Annotated in this window: 15 protein-coding genes; 3 read left to right on the top strand and 12 right to left on the bottom strand. The window is 61.4% G+C overall.

What is annotated here, in order from left to right:
* Positions 1-54: 54 nt before the first annotated feature.
* Together LB555_RS27490 and LB555_RS27485 are read right to left on the bottom strand one after the other, a co-directional pair.
* Positions 55-966, bottom strand: a complete 912-nt coding sequence (locus LB555_RS27490) for a hypothetical protein (RefSeq protein WP_224684211.1) — start codon at positions 964-966, stop codon at positions 55-57.
* Positions 967-1,038: 72 nt separating this feature from the next.
* Positions 1,039-1,611: a hypothetical protein gene (locus tag LB555_RS27485; RefSeq protein ID WP_224684210.1), complete on the bottom strand. Its 573-nt coding sequence runs from the start codon at positions 1,609-1,611 to the stop codon at positions 1,039-1,041.
* A 311-nt stretch (positions 1,612-1,922) separates the two neighbouring features.
* Here LB555_RS27485 and LB555_RS27480 point away from each other — a divergent pair, with 311 nt between their 5' ends.
* Positions 1,923-2,237: a YMGG-like glycine zipper-containing protein gene (locus tag LB555_RS27480; RefSeq protein ID WP_224684209.1), complete on the top strand. Its 315-nt coding sequence runs from the start codon at positions 1,923-1,925 to the stop codon at positions 2,235-2,237.
* A 454-nt stretch (positions 2,238-2,691) separates the two neighbouring features.
* Here the strand turns inward: LB555_RS27480 and LB555_RS27475 are convergent, their stop codons facing one another.
* The 4 genes from LB555_RS27475 to LB555_RS27460 all read right to left on the bottom strand — a co-directional run bounded on the left by LB555_RS27475 (position 2,692) and on the right by LB555_RS27460 (position 7,978).
* Positions 2,692-3,117, bottom strand: coding sequence for a hypothetical protein (locus LB555_RS27475; RefSeq protein ID WP_224684208.1), 426 nt, complete (start codon positions 3,115-3,117; stop codon positions 2,692-2,694).
* Positions 3,117-5,618, bottom strand: a complete 2,502-nt coding sequence (locus tag LB555_RS27470; RefSeq protein ID WP_224684207.1) for a hypothetical protein — start codon at positions 5,616-5,618, stop codon at positions 3,117-3,119. The genes LB555_RS27475 and LB555_RS27470 overlap by 1 nt, the downstream gene beginning before the upstream one ends.
* 264 nt (positions 5,619-5,882) lie before the next feature.
* Positions 5,883-6,206: a hypothetical protein gene (locus tag LB555_RS27465; RefSeq protein ID WP_224684206.1), complete on the bottom strand. Its 324-nt coding sequence runs from the start codon at positions 6,204-6,206 to the stop codon at positions 5,883-5,885.
* Complete coding sequence (locus LB555_RS27460) at positions 6,203-7,978, bottom strand: portal protein (RefSeq protein ID WP_224684205.1); 1,776 nt, start codon at positions 7,976-7,978, stop codon at positions 6,203-6,205. The genes LB555_RS27465 and LB555_RS27460 overlap by 4 nt, the downstream gene beginning before the upstream one ends.
* A gap of 300 nt (positions 7,979-8,278) precedes the next feature.
* On the opposite strand from LB555_RS27460, the gene LB555_RS27455 reads away from it, so the two are divergent.
* Positions 8,279-8,899, top strand: coding sequence for a class I SAM-dependent methyltransferase (locus tag LB555_RS27455; RefSeq protein WP_224684204.1), 621 nt, complete (start codon positions 8,279-8,281; stop codon positions 8,897-8,899).
* A 216-nt stretch (positions 8,900-9,115) separates the two neighbouring features.
* On the opposite strand, the gene LB555_RS27450 is transcribed toward LB555_RS27455, so the two are convergent.
* Positions 9,116-9,685, bottom strand: a complete 570-nt coding sequence (locus tag LB555_RS27450; protein WP_224684203.1) for a hypothetical protein — start codon at positions 9,683-9,685, stop codon at positions 9,116-9,118.
* A 59-nt stretch (positions 9,686-9,744) separates the two neighbouring features.
* On the opposite strand from LB555_RS27450, the gene LB555_RS27445 reads away from it, so the two are divergent.
* A complete protein-coding gene (locus LB555_RS27445) occupies positions 9,745-10,158 on the top strand; it encodes a hypothetical protein (protein ID WP_224684202.1) in 414 nt (137 codons plus the stop codon).
* 161 nt (positions 10,159-10,319) lie between these two features.
* On the opposite strand, the gene LB555_RS27440 is transcribed toward LB555_RS27445, so the two are convergent.
* The 5 genes from LB555_RS27440 to LB555_RS27420 form a co-directional block, all read right to left on the bottom strand.
* The gene (locus LB555_RS27440) at positions 10,320-10,748 is read right to left on the bottom strand and encodes a hypothetical protein (RefSeq protein ID WP_224684201.1); all 429 of its coding nucleotides are present in this window, start codon (positions 10,746-10,748) and stop codon (positions 10,320-10,322) included.
* Positions 10,748-13,201 carry a hypothetical protein gene (locus tag LB555_RS27435; protein ID WP_224684200.1) on the bottom strand — a complete coding sequence of 818 codons (2,454 nt, stop codon included), beginning with the start codon at positions 13,199-13,201 and terminating at the stop codon, positions 10,748-10,750. The genes LB555_RS27440 and LB555_RS27435 overlap by 1 nt, the downstream gene beginning before the upstream one ends.
* 708 nt (positions 13,202-13,909) lie before the next feature.
* On the bottom strand, positions 13,910-14,194 hold the full coding sequence (locus LB555_RS27430; protein ID WP_224684199.1) for a hypothetical protein: 285 nt from the start codon (positions 14,192-14,194) through the stop codon (positions 13,910-13,912).
* A 341-nt stretch (positions 14,195-14,535) separates the two neighbouring features.
* Positions 14,536-15,396 carry a hypothetical protein gene (locus tag LB555_RS27425; RefSeq protein ID WP_224684198.1) on the bottom strand — a complete coding sequence of 287 codons (861 nt, stop codon included), beginning with the start codon at positions 15,394-15,396 and terminating at the stop codon, positions 14,536-14,538.
* Between the two features lie 344 nt (positions 15,397-15,740).
* On the bottom strand, positions 15,741-16,293 hold a 553-nt coding region (locus LB555_RS27420), incomplete at its 5' end, for a terminase (RefSeq protein ID WP_224684197.1).

Raw genomic sequence — 16,293 nt, 5'->3', positions numbered from 1 at the left:
TGAAGGTGTGTTGAGATTCAGGTCAGGCCCGGATCACCTGAATATCGGCACAGCTTAGAGGGGGTTGTTCGGCATCCAGCGGTCGGGGTTTTCTCCGGCCTCGCGGGCCAGCCGCCGGGCACGTGCGGGGTCGCTTTTGACGAGGGCCGAGATGGCCGTCAGGTTGCGTTCGCCGGAGGCATTGCGCTTGAACGGATTGCCTCCGCTCGAACGCGCCCCGCCGTCAATCGTGTCTTCCTGGAACATCGCTTCGCCAATGGCTTGAAACGCCTTGGCGATCCGCGGATCGGTCAGCGCCCCGTCAGGCAGAAGGATACCCTTCTCCTTATAGGCGTCGACCAGGCCAAGCTTCTTCATCGCCCGGTTGGCGACCTCAAGCTTCTGGCGAAAGCCGTCGCTGTCGGTCGGCCCCCAGTCCTTGACGAGGTCGTCATGCGTGGCTTCGACCGAACGGGCGAGCGCGATGTGCTGCGCTTGCGCCTGCTCGGCCATGTAGCCGACGAACCTGTCGTGGTAGGCCTGCGCGATCTTCGGACTTGCACCCGCTTCGACCGCCCAGGCCTTGGACGCATTGGCGAGCTCGTCCGAATAGGCAAAGTTCTCCGGCAGGCCTTCCGGCCGGCGGTACTCGACCTTCTCGGACGAGGTGACCGGACGCATGGTCTCGGGCAGCCGGGCGTGAAACTTGTCCCAGTCGTCCCGAGATGCGTCCGGGCCCGGAACGCGCAAGCTTTCACCCTGCTGCCGCTCCAGCTCCGCATAGGACGTGAAAACCCGATCGAGGTTTTCGGCCTTGGTCCAGCCCTTGGCTTCAGCAAGCTTGCGGTTGCCTTCGGAAAGACCGTCAAACCAACTTTTGCCGGTCGCCGCGGCGGACCCGCTTTCCGCGCCTGCCGGTGGCCGTACTGGGTTGCCCGCCGGCTGCGCGCGCGCCGCCACGGACCCGGCGTCTGCCAGATCTGTCATATGATGTTTTCCTTTGCGGTTAGAAATGAGCCTGCGGCAAAGCTGCCAATCTTCCCACGAGGCGGAAGATCGCTAAATGTTATCGCCCCAATTCTCCCACAGCAGCGTCACCGTGCCCGTCACGGCAATCGTCCCGTCAGCGTCGATATCCGTGCCGGTGGCGAACGCCAGGTTGAGGTAGAGATCGACCGGCGTCGCCGTGCCATCCAGCGTCGCGGCGGCGGCGACATCGGCGGTCGAGGCGGTCGACAGGGCCGCGCCGGCTCCATCCAGCGTGCGCGCCGTCGAGGCCAGCACATTGACCATGGTACCGGCCAGCGTGGCGCTGGACGCGACCGCCGAACCCAGCGACCAGGTCAGTGCCGCATTGTCGTTGATGGTCGAGGCGCGGGCGGTCAGCACGGCGAACTGCAGCCTGGCCGTGCCGCCCTTGATGCGCACCTTGCCGTCGGAAAAGTCGAAGATCTTTTGGCCGGCATAGGCCAGCGCGTCCGTGACCGGCACCTGCATGCCGGCGAAGGTGAACACGGTGCGGTAAGAGCCGCCCTGCCCGGTGGTCACGGCCTTCAGGCCGAGCTTGGGCGGGGCAAGGCCGGCCTCGCGGGCGGCGGCACGGGCAAGCGTGCGGGGAAGACCTCGGGTCATGTCATTTCTCCATCGTGGGGTGAGGAATGGCGGGTGCAGCGCGCGCGGGAAACCATTGCTTGGCTTTCCAAATGACGAAGCCCACGGCGACAACGCAGGGCCGGCCCAGGCCAGGGCAAACCATCAAAGGCTGAATCATTTTGGCAGGTGGCGGCGCTACAGCCTTGTTCGACAAAGATGTTTGCGCGTGCTCGGTCCATCAACGGCCGAGAAACCATGTCTTATATCGTGAGAGCCCCTGCCCCCGTTCCGCCGCAATGCGCACGCACGGGAGATCGATAGGGATTTCAGAGCTTTAAGGGAGATATCACATGACCTTTCACAAAGCCGTTGCCGCCGTGCTGATGACCGCCGCACTTGCGGGCTGCGCCCAGACCGAAGGCCAGCAGCGGGCCGGGACCGGCGCGCTGATCGGCGGCGCCGGCGGCGCGCTCGTCGGCCAGGCGATCGGCGGCAACACCGAAAGCACGCTCATCGGTGCGGCCAGCGGAGCTCTTCTGGGTGCTGTCGTCGGCAGCGCGACCACGCCGCAGCGTCGCGGCGAACAAATGTGCCGCTACCAGGACCGCCATGGCCGCATCTACACCGCGCCCTGCGACGACCGCTATTACAACGGCAATTATTGAAAGCGGCGCCCCGGCAGGGTTGACACTTTGCCGGGCCGCCTAGGCTAGAAGGTCCCCTTTTCAAATCTCGGCGATTTTTTTTCGCAAGATGAGGAACGACGTGCTGTATTGATGAACTGCGGCCAACCGCAGCGGTGAAGCTGGACGATCTGACTCACCAATATTACGGTGACAGTGCACTCATTTCCGTGTCTCAGCCTGGAGCTTCGAGCGGAGCCATATTGTGCGTCGCCTCAGCACCTCCCAACTGTAAGTCGTGTAGATGATCCACGTCGTGGCCGGTAGGCATTGCATTCGGCTTTGTACCTGACACTCGCTGATGTCGGCGCACGAACCGACGCTTACAGTGCACTCATTCCCATGACTCAGTCTGGAGCGTTCACTTCAATCACGTGGCTGCAGCCTCCAAAGTGCACTGTCACCGTAATTCCGAGACAACTGAGGCGCGATCCCGTTACTGTTCGTAGGGCTCGACCACTGCAAACGGTATTCCGAATGATTCCAGCAAATCAAGAATGCGTTTTGAGATGACGAGGCGATAGTTGGCTGCGATCCCGAAGTCGTCGCTGCCAGCCTTCCCATTCACTTTCAACCAGACGAAAGGTGGAAGTTCCTGCCCAGGTTGATATTCATGAAACTCTTCGGATGTTGTCACTTCGGCTTCAGCGAACGTCGCACCTGAAAAGCCTATCTGCTCCAATGCACGCTGGATTTCTTCGGTGACGAGGTAACACGGGAACGTCGTAACCAGCACATCACCGGTCCAGCCCTCTACCACGTAGTGAAGCTTGGTCACAATCGGCGGATGGACACTGGGGTCCAAAACCGTGTCTCTACCGAGCCCACCAGCCACATCAGGTCTGATATAGAAATACTTCATTATTCACCTATTGGAGGGTTGAACAGATGTCCGTACTTTTTGTCGATATACTCGACATATTCCAGCACCTGCTGACGAGTGGGCTGAGGATGCGATGCATAAAATTCGTCCCACTCGAACCGGAAAATTTTGTTGTGCAAGAGGTTATCCAGGCTCTTAGGAATTCCACGCAGATTCTGAAGCGAGTGCATCTCCTCTTCCGTCACAAGCCCTAGATATCTGTTCAAGATTTGCTGCTCAGCCGCGTGGTGGACCACAACTTTACCTTCCAGTTTCAGATTCGCGTCGAGAAACGTTTTGCGGTAATTTTTTGAAAGAGCCTTGCCAAACGATGCTCCTGGATACCTTACCTTAGAAGGGTCTCTTGCGATCGACTTTATGATCTGAAGAAGCTCTGCGTTGTCAGGTTTGGCGCCAGTGCCAACGCGGTAGGCGGCATCCTCTGCTGCTTTAACAAGAGATTTCGTCTCGACGACTTGGCGAGTCACCGCACGCTCAGCAGCAAGCTCTGACGTGGCACGCGAACCACCGGGAGCGAGTTCCTCCAGCGGCTTGGCAAATTTGCCCGTCCCGCCGCGGACCATGGCCAAGCCTTTTGCAACGGCTTCGCCCACTGCTTCTAATGCTAAGCGCCCTTCAGCAACCGCCCCCGAGCCGGGGGTAGCCGGCAGTTGTTCAAGGAAGCCCAAAGGGGAATCGAGCAGATCTTGGAGACCCAGCCCAATGTCATGCGGGACTCGGCCTAGGGCCTCGAAACCCTCGCTCAGATAGTTACCGAAGTCCTCTGGAACTCGTTGGAATGCAGACCGGGCTTCGCTAGGCGGCGCTGATGGAAGTCGTCCTTGCACCGTCGCAGTATTAACGATCGGGTCGACTTGAGCCGGTCCAGAAAGGCTAGCCTGATCTAGTTGCCGAGACAGAGCCCCTCGGACACCTGGATCGGGCGTCGCTGCCAGAAGGTCATGCAGAATTATGTCCTTCTTGCCCTGCGGCAAGTCTTTGTTGCCAAAGGTATCAGCTATACTTTTAACAACGGCCTTCGGTAGGGGTTGAGGGGTCTCGATGCCCAGTTGCCTTTGGGCCGCAACGGAGACTGCGATAGCCCATCTGTACGCTTCTGAATCGCTGGTCCCGGGCTTGCTGTCTGGACACTTTGCCGCCCTCCATGCGGCGTCAACATTGGGGAAGACGGTTCGAACATAGCCTGCAGGGTCCGCCCGCCTCATACTCAGAGTATTGAGGGCAGCGGCAGCTGTAACTCCATAGCGTGTCTGTTCCTCCTTGGAGCTGCTCGGTGCAGGCTCCGCATCGCGTAGGGCTGCGTGGATCGCCTGATTGGGCATGGTCCGCATGCCAAAGGCTTGACGGCCGATATCGATCTTTTGGATAAAATCCTGGTACTGCTTGCCGCCTTCCTCAGTGCCATACACGGCGGCGAAGTCCGCAGGGTCAGGCATTCTGCCGGCGTAGATACCCGTGTTGGCGATTGCGTCAGGGGCGGTCTGCGACGCGAGAGTGATATTGGTGCGCGCCTCGATCAGTTGGGCGGTATTCGCTGCGTGTGCCCGGTCAATCAGCCGCCGGACATCATCTGGAGATAGGTCCGCGAGATAGCCCGTTGCGGGCTTGAGAACTATCGGATCGCGCGCCGGAACACTGTCCGCGAACGCTTGCTCCAATCGCTCATCTGGCTTGCCAATGCGATCGCCTTTCGCGGCCGTCGCATCTGAGCTGCCCGAAACGCCGATCCACGGGACAGATCCGGAGGTATCGCCACCCGAAGGATCTTCCGGCATCCCCACCCCAGACATCGCCAGCGCCCGCTGCGGGTCCTTGGCGATCAGCGCCTCGAACCGCGTCTTGGCCGCCGTGCCGAACCAGTCCTTCACCATCTGCTGTTTGATGTCGGGGTCGACCCCCATCTTGTCGATCAGATCGAGCCCCTGCTGCCTGGCCGCTTCGAAGCTGGCGTGATCATCGGGATCGGCATTGCCGATGGCGATGGCGTCGGCCTTCAGCGCCGTTTCGACCTCGGCCAGCTCATAGTCGTCGCGCCGCTGAAGCTGCCGCTGGGCCATGCGCCGCGCGCCAACCGCACGCATCGCCTCCTTCTGCCTGGCGAAGTTGGCGCGCTGGCTCTCGGGCATACCAGGCACGGCAGCGTCGAACAGCGTGTCGAACAGGCCCGATTTGACCGCCCGCTCATTGCGCGGGTCGACGGCGCCATACATGGCCTCGTGCAGGCCGGCACCGTCGGGCGGCGCGTTGGCCGTCGCCTCGTCTTCGGCTAAAGCGATCTGGCCGTTGAAGCGGCGGCGCGCCAGTTCGGCGTCGAACGCCTCCTGCCGCTCTGTCATTTGCCGGTAGTGCTCGGCGAGAGCGGAGAGGCCTTCGTCCTGACCCTGCATGGCGCCGCCGACCGGCGAACCCTGCGGGTATCGCGGCGCATTGTCGGTATCGAGCCGGCGCTGGCCAACCGAAAGAGGGATGATGTGGACCATTGGCTGTTCCCTGCTCGGCTGGCTTTGAGAGGCGCGCGCAGCGACGGACCGCCGGGATGGCAGCCTGTTCGGGAGCGCGGATGGTGGGTTTTCGGCTGGAGCTTGGACGCCCGGAGGGTCGCGTGGGAGCGACGTCACGTCGTTCATGGGAGAAGGTGCCCGAAGGCGCGGCGGGGCGCGAATGATCGAGTGCCGGCGCCGCCCCTCACCTGCCTGCCGGCATCCTCTCCCCGTAAACGGGGCGAGGGCCGCAGCTTCAGCGCCTCATCTCTCTTCCGCCCGCGCCGCCTTCTCCAGGGCCGCGAGCTGCGCTTCGTCCAGCGTCAGGAAGCCCATGATATGCTGCACCACTTCGGCGCGCGCATTGCTGAGTGCGCTGTGCAGTTCGAAGCCGGCGGGCGTCCTGGTCCGCGCCATCCACTCGCCATAGGACGGGCGCCTGTAATAGCCGACCGTCGCCGCGAGATCGGCCAGCACCATTTCGCCGTCCTCGCCGGAAAAGGCCCGGAGATAGGCCTTGGCCAGCGCTTCGCGCGCCCTGGCGGGGCCGCCATTTTGCGCCGCGTGGGCGAAACGCTTGCGGCTCATGCGCCGCCACCCGCCGGCATCGCGTCCTGGACGGCGGTGTCGGCAGCCGGCGCAGCTTGACCACCGCCCTGCATCATTGCCTGCAGCCCATCGAGCAGGCCGCTGTCGCGGGCCTGTACCGCGGCCGGCACAGCATCCTTGGCGGCCTTGCCGGCGGTGGCGATCGCAGACATGCCGGCCTGCGCTGTCTGGGCCTTGGCGCGGGCATCGCGCAGACCGTCGACCTCCTCCCTGCGGCGGAAGATGCGTTGCGGACTGCGGCCCGCGCTCTGCACGATCTTGATCGCCTCGTCGCTGTCGATATTGTCCATCACATCAGGGTCGAACTGCGCCATCTGCATGGCCGTGGTCACCAGCTGGATGGTGTCGCGTGCCTCGGCCGAGCGGCGCAGCACGTCGAGGGGACCGGTGAAGGTCGGCCGCACCGCCTTGCCGGCCAGGCTCTCCGGCGGCACGAAGCGGCTGTCCTCGTCATAGAGGCCCTTGTCTTCGAGAATGCCGAGTTCGCGGTCGAGATTGCTGGCAAAGCCGGCCTGGATGATCGAGCCCGAGGGACCGAGCAGCGCGCCCTTCTCCTCCTGGCGGATCAGCGCTTCGGTCGCCGTCATCTGCGGGTTCTGCACCAGTGTCTGGAACAAATTGACGAACATCATGTCGCGGATCTCGTCGGCGCGGCTCTGGGCGTAGTTGAAGGCATAGGTCGGGTTCTGCCCGGTCGCGATCGGCTGGATCAGCGGCCTGCCATTGTCGTCGATCAGGCCCGGATAGTTCTCGCCGGGATTGAGCACCGGGACATAGTCGAGCCTGGCCTTCGAGGCGGTCGCCGGATCGGTGATCTGCTGCAGCGCGCGCAGGCCGGAGCGGCGCACGGCGTTTTCCTCGCGCACCGTCGTCAGCGCCTCGATGGCCGGCGAGACGCCATAGGGATCGCCCTCGTAGCGGCGCCAGTTGAAGGTTGAGACGGGGAAAGTGCGGAAGCCGCTTTCCCTGACGATCTCCTCCTCGTCCTCGATGACATGGTAGGAGGCGAACGCCATGTCGAGATACCGGGAACCGCCGCCCTGCCCGTACATCTTGCGCTCATCGCGCGGCTGGATGCACTGGATCAGCGAGATCTTCTCCTCGCACTTGGCCGGATCGTCGACCAGCACCTTGATGCGGGCCGGCAGTTTTTCGTAGCCGAGCAGCTGCGCGGCCTGCCGCGCCGTGCGCTCGTAGCGGCGATGAAAGATGTCGACCTGGCCCCAGCGGTTGCGCGAGAGGTAGCCCTCGACCACGGGGATCGAGGCATAGCGGATCAGCGTGCCGCCAAAGCCTTCCTCGGCATAGAGATAGGCCGGGCCATAGCGCACGACATTGCGCAGGCAGGCCTGCGTGGCCGGCACGAAGTTGGAATTGGCGGAGTAGCGCAGCGAGAACAGGAAATCGCGTAGGCTTTCGGCCCATTCCTTTTCCTCGTCGGTCTCCTCGTCGTTCATGGCGGCGGTCGACAGGCCATGCCATTTTTCCGACTGCGGTATGATCAGGCTTTCCAGTCCCGCGGCCAGCCTGTTGGCGGCCGAATTGATGGTGTTGGCGTAGACGCGGCTGCCGCGCCGCTCCTGCCGCTCGGCTTGCGAATCCGGCCCGCCACCGCGCCGGCCGTTCCAGATGTCGGGGGCGTCGGGGTCGCAGAACTCCGCCACCTGCTCCCACACCGCCTCGTACTGGCTGCGTTCGGTCTCGAGCTCGGACTGGCGCGAAAGAATATCGCGGGCGCGGGAATCGGTCATGGGAATCTCACTGGTTGGCGCTAGCGTTTTCATTGGAAATGCCGAGGGACAGCCCCCCTCTGGCCTGCCGGCCATCTCCCCCGCACAGGGGGGAGATCGGCAGCTTCATAGGCGGCCCCACTCCACGACGTCGGCGATTGGCGAAAGCAGTGATGGCATCCAATCTCCCCCCTTGCGGGGGAGATGTCCGGCAGGACAAAGGGGGGTGCGCAAGCACCAGCCCTCCGCTCAACCGCCTTGTCATCTTTTGCCCACTTGGCGGTGCTACGAGCGTTTCACGGCGGGCAGAAGGAGGTCGATGTGACGACGACGAGCCTTGCCGGCACCCTGAAAAATCGCGGCAAGCAGGCGGCCAAGCGGCTGCTTGGCTATGACAGCCGCAACTGGCTGCGCATCCGCCAGATCGAGGCGTTCAGCCTTTTCCTCGAAGCGGGAAACCGCAAGGCCTCGGACGTGATCGAGATTTCGCCCGGCTGGAACCGCTCCTGGCGGGCGATGTGCCCGAACTACCGCTCGGTCGATTTCCCCGCCTTCGACATCTGCCGGGATCGCACGGAGGAAGAATATTCCATCGTCATCGCCGACCAGGTGCTGGAACATGTCCAGCGACCGGCGGCCGCAGTCCGGAACATCCATGCCATGACCCGGCCCGGCGGCTGGGCGATGGTGGCGACGCCCTTCCTGTTTCGGGTCCACGCCCGGCCGCACGATTACAACAGATGGACGCCCGCCGGCCTGAAGCAATTGATGGTCGAGGGCGGCTTCCCCGAAGCCAACGTCAAGGTCCACGGCTGGGGCAACAAGGCCTGCGCCCGCGCCCACATAGGCGGCCCCGTGCGCGCCTATGGCCTGTGGCGCGATCTCAGCAACGACGAGGAATACCCGGTGATGGTGTGGGCGTTCGCGAGGAAGGCCAACTAGCCGATCCCGCCACGGGGACAGAGCGGTTGCATCACCGCCGCTTGGTCAGCCTTGCGTGCCGGCGCCAGTACCACCAGTCCAGCACACGCTTTCTGAAACTGCGCTTCATCGCGGTCATGGCGTCATACTCCCAGCAGCACGCGGCGCTGGCCGCCCAGATTGCTCGGCGAAAGGTCGGTCTTGATGGTGCCGGCGGTGCCCTGGCGCTGTTCGAGCTCAGCCCGCAATGCGGCTTCCCGCGCCTGCACATCCTTGTCCTGCACGGTCGGTGCCGGCGGCAATGGCTTCAGTTCCGGTGGTTTTTGAAACAGACACATGGTTCCAGCCTTCTCTTGTCCAGTCGTAGAGGAAGAAATCTTCGCCGTTCTTGCCGTAACCCGGCAGCAGGCAGCGCCGCGTGGCGCCCAGCCGGCCAAGCCAGCGCAGCGCCAGTTCATTGCCGGCAAGCGCCCGCGCCTCGACGCGCCAGGCGCCGCGCGCCGCGACCTTAGGCCCAAGCACGCCGTGAAAGAACCGTGTAATGCCGGGCACGCAGCGCTTCATGCGGCGCGTGCCCCAGCTCCAGGCGATCCACAGCCCGCCGCGCTGCTCGGCCGCGCCAAAGCCGGCTTCCGGATTGCCGTCGAGCTCGGCGACATAGGCAAAGCCCTGCAAAGCGGTCAGCGCCAGCAGCGCCGGCGACCATTGGTCGAGCTGGCAGTCGATCTCGGCGCGGTCCTCGGGGCGCAAATTGGCGGCGACGTAGGAGAGATCGCGTAGCGTGGCGCCGACAATTCGAACCGTCATCGCGCTGCTTCATTTCTACTCGCTCCGCAACCTGCTAATGGTCGAGCCAGGGGGAGAGAGTGTTTTCAAGATTTCCTGACAACGTAGAATGGCACAGCGACCGGAGGCAGCGGCTTCTTGGCCTCTGCGGAGCACTACTGTCGGTGTCGGCACGGATGGTGCTGTTGGCAATGACCGGCGCGATCGTCTGGCGAAGACTGGAGAATCCGCAGACTTCATTTGACCACGGGTTCAGAATTTTCGTCTCAATAATCCTCGTGACGAAAACCGCCCCCGCTCTGCTGGATTTGTGGCGGATATTTCTTTGGACCTGGAGAGCAATGTTTCCCCGCAAGGGAACACAGGACGCTCAGATGACCGCGGCGTTCCTCATGACTTCTTTCTGGATCTCGCTGATCGTAGCGATAGCCCTGGTGTCTGCTGACCCTGTTTTTGAATTCATCAAAAGGATGGGCATTTCGGTGCACGTTTAGAGCGATGCATGGCGACGAAGTGGATCGAGAACCCGTTCGGAGACGCTGAATAGTCCTTGGCTATTCCGAAATCGTGGCCAGCCTTCCCGTTCACCTTCAGCCATACACTCCATTTGATACTCGCGTCGAAAGCGCAATTACTTCGGCGTGAACTAAAGCGTCTATCGGCCGTCGTAGGGCTCAACCGTTGCGGATGGAATACCAAGGTAGTCGAGTATATCTAGTACACGCTCCGATATAACCAGGCGCAGATCGCGAGCGATGCCGAAATCATCATGACCTGCCTTTCCACTCACTTTCAACCATACGAACTGCGGGAGTTGTACGGCGGGTTGCAGTTCCAGAAAGTCATCTGACTTCGTGATTTCGACATGGGCGAAGCTCGCACCCGAAGAGCCGATGTTCTGCAAGGCTTGTTTGACTAAAGACACGACAAGAAAGCACGGGAAGGTGGTTATGATAGCATCGCCAAACCATCCTTCCATCTGGTAGATGAGTTTGCTTACAACAGGGGGATGAACGCTTGTGTCCATGATGGTGCCACGACCTATTCCACCTGCGACATCAGGCTTTATGTAAAAATATTCCATCACTCACCTATTGGCGGATCAAAAAGATGACCATATTTTTTATCAACTTCAGTTATTTTTTCAAAAAATTCCCGACGTGTTGTCCTTGGATGACTTCTGAGAAAATCGTTCCATTCGGCTCTGATAACTTTTTTGTGTAAATTTACGTCAATTTTTTTGTGTATCCCTCGCAAATTTTCGATTGAATTTAGTTCTTCCTCAGCAAACAAACCTGGATATCGATCTATGATCTGCTGCTCACCTCCATGGTGAACCACATAGTCGTTGGGGTTCAGATTGGGATTTCGGCGGAAGAATATTGCGCGATAGTCTTTTGAGGGCTCCCACCCTACTGTTGCCCCATCATATTTGACTCGTGCCTGATCCCTAGCCAGCATTGCGCCCAGCATCGCATTGTCAAGTGCTCGTTTGGATTTGGGGACTGGTTGGAACGCGAAGCCAGCCAGCTTTTGCTGGTATCGGAACGTTTCGTTGTCCAGACCGCCAACGAGTGCCTCTCCTTCCTCAGCTAGCTCGCCGGGCCGCCTGTTGGCGATGCGGCCTTCTGCTTGCGCCGCCCTGACAGGGCCTATTAACTCAATTGCTTGTGGTATCGCCCTCTCAACAGCTCGCCCAACCCCTGGCCCCGGCATCGCCCAGCCCAATGCGTCACTTCCCTGACGCATCATCACCTTCTCGACATTGTTCTCCGGCTTGTAGTAGGCATCCTTGTAGTCTGGAGGGCTGATCGTTCCTCCGGACATACCGTAGGCGATCCAATCATTTACGTTGGCTACCGCGATCCCGGCATTCGCAGCTGTCTTGCCAAGCGCTTTGGCGTCCGCTCGAAACACCTCGCCGGCCGAAAAGCCCGGCTTTCCGCCGGGGAGAATCCCGCTCAGACCGGCGTCATCCAATTCCCGGACCAGAGCTGCCCGCGCGACAGGATTTTTCGTGCCAGCGAACAACGCGCTTGCCTTCGCGTAATTGTCCATGAGGTCCACGCTTCCGCTGTCGCGGTGGTCGGCAAGATTGAGGAGGACGGAGAACGGCACGGGCCGAAGATCTTCATCATTGACGCCCAATGCTTTTTGCTGGGCGACAGACAAGGCCAGCGTTCTGTCGTAGATGTCCTGGTCATATGCCGCTGGATCGGGAGGCCCACTGCCAAGTACAGCCTTCCAGCCAGCGGAGATCTCTGGAGACAATTCACTGACGTAGCCACCTGGATCGGCCCGTCTCCTCTCCAGGACCAGCTTTGCCGCGACAGTGGTTGCCTCATGGAGCGCCTGGTCCTCCGGCGATGTGTTCGACCCTGCATCGGCATCGCGAAGGGCGGCAAGGATCGCCTGGTTCGGCATGGTGCCCATGTCGAAAATCCGCTTCCCGACATCGGCCCGCCATTCAAGAACCATCCGGCGCCTGTCACCCTCATCGAGGCCATAGATGGTTCTGTAGGCATCCCTGCCTGGCATACTGCCCGAGTAGATGCCTGTGCGGGCGATTTCGTCCGGCGCTTCTGCCTCGGCGCGAGCGAGCGCAACGCGCGTCTCGATGTCCTGCGTGAACTTGGCTGCCTTTGCCTTTAAGGCCAGCGCGTCCTGTTCCTCCCGCGGAAGATCGTCCATGAACGCCTGCGCTATGCGCTCATCCAGTGACTGCGTGCCAATACGGTCACCTTTCCCCGCAGCCATGTTCGGGCTGCCCGAGAAGGAACTATCTGCGGCTTGCGCGCTGTCGCCCGCAGCCCCGCTGCCGGAGGCCGGCGCCGCTGCCCCAAACATCTCCAGCGCGCGCTTCGGGTCCCTGGCGATCAGCGCCTCGAAACGCGCCTTCGCCGCGGTGCCGAACCAGTCCTTCACCTTCTGTTCTCTGTTTCCCGCGTCGAGGCCCATCTTGTCGATCAGGTCGAGCCCCTGCTGGCGGGCTGCTTCGAAGGTGACGTGATCTTCGGGGTTGGCGTTGCCGATGGCGATGGCGCTGGTCTTCAGCGCCGTGTCGACCTCGGCCTGTTCATAATCCTTGCGCCGCTGGAGCTGCCGTGCCGCCATGCGTCGCCCGCCGGTTAGACGCAGCGCTTCCTTCTGCCGGGCGAAAGCGGCGCGCTGGCTCTCCGGCATGCCGGGCAGAGCGGCGGCAAACAGCTTGTCGAACAGCCCGGTCTTGACCACCCGGCCGCTGTAGGGATCGACCTGGCCATACATGGCCTCATGCAGGCCGGCACCGTCGGCCGGCGCCTTGGCCGTCACCTCGTCTTCCGCCTGCGCGATCTGGCCGTTGAACCGGCGACGTGCCAGCTCGGCGTCGAACTCCTCCTGCTGGTCCTTCATCTGCTGGTAGCGCTCGGCGACAGCGGAAAGGTGATCGCCCAGCCCCTGCATGGCGCCGCCGATTGGCGATCCCTGCAGGTCTTGCGGCGCGTTGCCGGTATCGAGCCGGCGCTGGGCAATGGAGAGCGGGATGACGTGGACCATCTAGGTGTTCCCTACCTGGCTGACTTCGAACAAAGGCGCGCGGCGCCGGCGATCGCGGCATGGCCGGATCGCACGCTGGCAGGCGCGCGTTTTGCGGTTTATCGGATCGAAGGGTCTTGAGAGGCGTGCCGGTGTATGAGACGTCCTGAACGACTTTGGTCATCTACGGGTGGAGCAAGGAGCGTAGCGACGCGGCGCAGACCCCTGGAGTTGCTCCGCAGCCCAAGGGATCCATGCCGGGACTCTCGAGCGTCCCTACGGTGCGGACCCAAGGATTGTTTGAGAAGATCAGCTGGTCTGGCGGCAGGGACCGCTGGCGCCCTCGCCCAAAAACAAAACCCGCCTCAAGGGCGGGTCGTTGGCGCAAATCAGCACCACGGATAATTGTGTACCATTGCTGCCCTCACGCCGTCAACAGGAGAGAGGAGCAAATTCCTAATTAACACGTTCTCCGATCAGCACGGAAGCAAATCTTCCTCCTCCACCCATACGGAGGCCAGACGTTCTGCTGCCGAGATCCAGTGGCAGGTCGAGTTCACCTACTCATTGCCGAATTGGCCCATTCTCGTTCATCGAGCACGTCTGCGGTTGCGGTCACCGACGGAATTCAGCCGGCCCCGGATAGAACGTGGTTAGCCATTTGCACAAGCACAATCCAGGCCTCAGCGCCGCGCATTGCAATGTTTGGTCTTCAGCGCTTGCGAGCCATCAGTTCGCAGGCTGGCTTTGCCCACGGCGGCCGCGCACAAAATCGACCACCAGCCAGATCAACTGCGCAACGATATAGACCGGGCCGCGAGACCAGTCCGGCGCCCCGGTATCCGCGTAGCCGTAAGCCGCGGCGATAACGGCGAGCGCTCCGCAAATGACATGCACGAGCAACAGGCGCGCCACGCCGCCGTTCCAACGCTTTGTAATCCAAAGCAACAAACGGCTCAGCAAAAATGTCGGAACCAACGCCCCGAGCAGCATCGCAGCAGAACCTGCACCCATCTAATCCCCCTACCCTTGTTTATCGAAGAATAACATCCAAAATTTCCGAACAGTCAGCTCTTCGGTACCACCCCCACGCATTTGTCACACGTTGGTCCCGCACCGCCATTTCCACAGAACATATTATAAAAGTTTGAGGCGGCTCAACTTGCGAAGTTGTTATCCACAAACATCTCCGCAAATTGCTGAGGCGTGAGCGTTACATTGTTGTCGCGGGCGATTTTGAGATTCCTTGCCACATATCGCGAATTGCCTCCGGCATCCGGGCGCTGCCGCCAAAAGATCACTTAGGCCGTGAACGCATAAATGCGGATTGACCGAGAGATTGAGTCGAAACGGACTTAGTGCGATTTTGAAATAGGACTACCGCAAGGGTTGCCACCCGGCCCGACACTGCTCTTCGGTTTCCTCAGTTCGCATACCTCGGCGACAAGAGCCGGGAAGTCCTCCGACGGCCCGATAGCGTGGCGCACAAATGCCGTGATGGCTTTGCCTTCCCGCTCAGCCTGCCGAGAATGCGTCTCACCAGTGCTATCCCAAACCGTCCATACCGCGGCAAGATGCTGCTTGATTGGTATTGCTGCCGTACAAAAAGTGATTTTAGAGGGCTCGAGGGTCCGATCACAAACGACAGATGCTTCATTAGCATTCAGTTGCATCGAATGGAGTTGGTCGGAGACGCGTTCGCCGCCGACGGTGAAATGGTTGTCGAACGCATCGAATTTCCTGTCGTCGACAACATAAAAGCCATTACCGGGCATCGCCTGTTTAAGCGCCGCCCACGGGTCGTCGCAAACGGATTTGGACCATTGCCGGCTTAAGCGAGCACAGATCCTTTTGAACGGCTGCGGGTCGAGGTCATTCCATCCATATGCATACACCTCAATCTCAAGCTGATCGATCGTCGGCGCGGCTTGCGGGTTGCTGGCAGCCTTGCGAAACGCCTCCAGGCGATCTGTCGCCGACTGGCGATCTTGCTGTCTGTTGAGCGAGAATGACGGCTTCGCGGCGACATAACCGGTGAGCGAAATAAAGGGCAAGACGAGAGGCACGCCGCCGACAACGACATGAGCATCGGACGCGAGAAAATCGATGTCAGCATCCGAGACATGTTTTGGCGAGGGCGAGCACGATTCCAAGATGGTGCCAAGCATCACGAGGCAAGTGAGAAAAACGAACGAAGACAAGGAACGTCGTATCATTCTTCGCCTCTACATGATGCCGATTGCGGAAGAGTTAGCGGTTGTCGCTGAATTGTCCCAACGTCTGCAGTGGATCGTTCCCGACTAGCGGCTTTCGTATTGCCGCGAAATCGTGCAGGCCGACGCTGCGTTCTGGACTCTTGTTCGACTGAGGATTTGGAGAGAGCGGCGAAGCGCGTGCCGGGATGACAAAGTCAGCGGCGCATTGCCTTCGTCAGTCCTTCGTCAGTCCCGAGCACAGCAAGGAGCGAAGCGGTGCGCGCGGACGATAGGATTCATGGCGCGACCTGAGGAGACGCCCCTCGGGTCGAGCTAGAGAACGACCATGTGTGGAGAGCCCGCCCCTACCTGAAAGCCCCCAGCGGATCGCTCTGCCCCGCCTTGCGCCGCACCGCCTTGAACTCCGCCGGATCCACCATCGCTTCCCTGAGCATCATCACGCCGTAGCGGGTCGCGGCCATCAAATCGTCGCGCAGTTTTACAACCTGGCCGTTCTTTCGGTGAAAATGCCTGAATTCCTCGAACCAGGGCAAGAGCGTGGAAAACACCTTGAAGCGGCCGCTCTGCATGCGGTCCAGCATCTCCATCAGCCCGGCCTCGACCGAGACCGAACCGTCGGCGAAGCGGGCGTGGCCGGGCAGCATGTTCAGCCCATGCGCGGCATATTGCTTGGCGAGGGCCGTGCCCGCCCCTTCCAGCGTCTCGCGGCGGCCGTCGCGCGGCCATGCCCAGGGCAGCCATTCGCCCCAGGGTTTCAGCGTCAGCGCCTGCATCGCCGGCGTCTGCTGCGAGGCGCGGGCGGCTTTGGTGACATAGACGACATCGGCCTCCGTATCCCAGGCGAGCTCGACGGCGGCCGAAGGATGGTCCCAACCGAAATCGAGCGCCCCGAGGCGC

It is taken from the genome of Mesorhizobium sp. BR-1-1-10, from assembly GCF_020165595.1.
Lineage (GTDB): Bacteria > Pseudomonadota > Alphaproteobacteria > Rhizobiales > Rhizobiaceae > Mesorhizobium > Mesorhizobium australicum.
The sequence above is the reverse complement of the archived record's forward strand: the minus strand, read 5'-3'. Positions and strand labels throughout refer to the sequence as shown.

What these genes read in the sequence shown, in the direction of transcription:
- LB555_RS27435 (WP_224684200.1), bottom strand. Translation starts at nt 13,201, where the DNA reads ATGGTCCACGTCATCCCGCTCTCCATTGCCCAGCGCCGGCTCGATACC.
- LB555_RS27485 (WP_224684210.1), bottom strand. Translation starts at nt 1,611, where the DNA reads ATGACCCGAGGTCTTCCCCGCACGCTTGCCCGTGCCGCCGCCCGCGAG.
- LB555_RS27430 (WP_224684199.1), bottom strand. Translation starts at nt 14,194, where the DNA reads ATGGGTGCAGGTTCTGCTGCGATGCTGCTCGGGGCGTTGGTTCCGACA.
- LB555_RS27480 (WP_224684209.1), top strand. Translation starts at nt 1,923, where the DNA reads ATGACCTTTCACAAAGCCGTTGCCGCCGTGCTGATGACCGCCGCACTT.
- LB555_RS27425 (WP_224684198.1), bottom strand. Translation starts at nt 15,396, where the DNA reads ATGATACGACGTTCCTTGTCTTCGTTCGTTTTTCTCACTTGCCTCGTG.
- LB555_RS27465 (WP_224684206.1), bottom strand. Translation starts at nt 6,206, where the DNA reads ATGAGCCGCAAGCGTTTCGCCCACGCGGCGCAAAATGGCGGCCCCGCC.
- LB555_RS27450 (WP_224684203.1), bottom strand. Translation starts at nt 9,685, where the DNA reads ATGACGGTTCGAATTGTCGGCGCCACGCTACGCGATCTCTCCTACGTC.
- LB555_RS27470 (WP_224684207.1), bottom strand. Translation starts at nt 5,618, where the DNA reads ATGGTCCACATCATCCCTCTTTCGGTTGGCCAGCGCCGGCTCGATACC.
- LB555_RS27475 (WP_224684208.1), bottom strand. Translation starts at nt 3,117, where the DNA reads ATGAAGTATTTCTATATCAGACCTGATGTGGCTGGTGGGCTCGGTAGA.
- LB555_RS27490 (WP_224684211.1), bottom strand. Translation starts at nt 966, where the DNA reads ATGACAGATCTGGCAGACGCCGGGTCCGTGGCGGCGCGCGCGCAGCCG.
- LB555_RS27460 (WP_224684205.1), bottom strand. Translation starts at nt 7,978, where the DNA reads ATGACCGATTCCCGCGCCCGCGATATTCTTTCGCGCCAGTCCGAGCTC.
- LB555_RS27440 (WP_224684201.1), bottom strand. Translation starts at nt 10,748, where the DNA reads ATGGAATATTTTTACATAAAGCCTGATGTCGCAGGTGGAATAGGTCGT.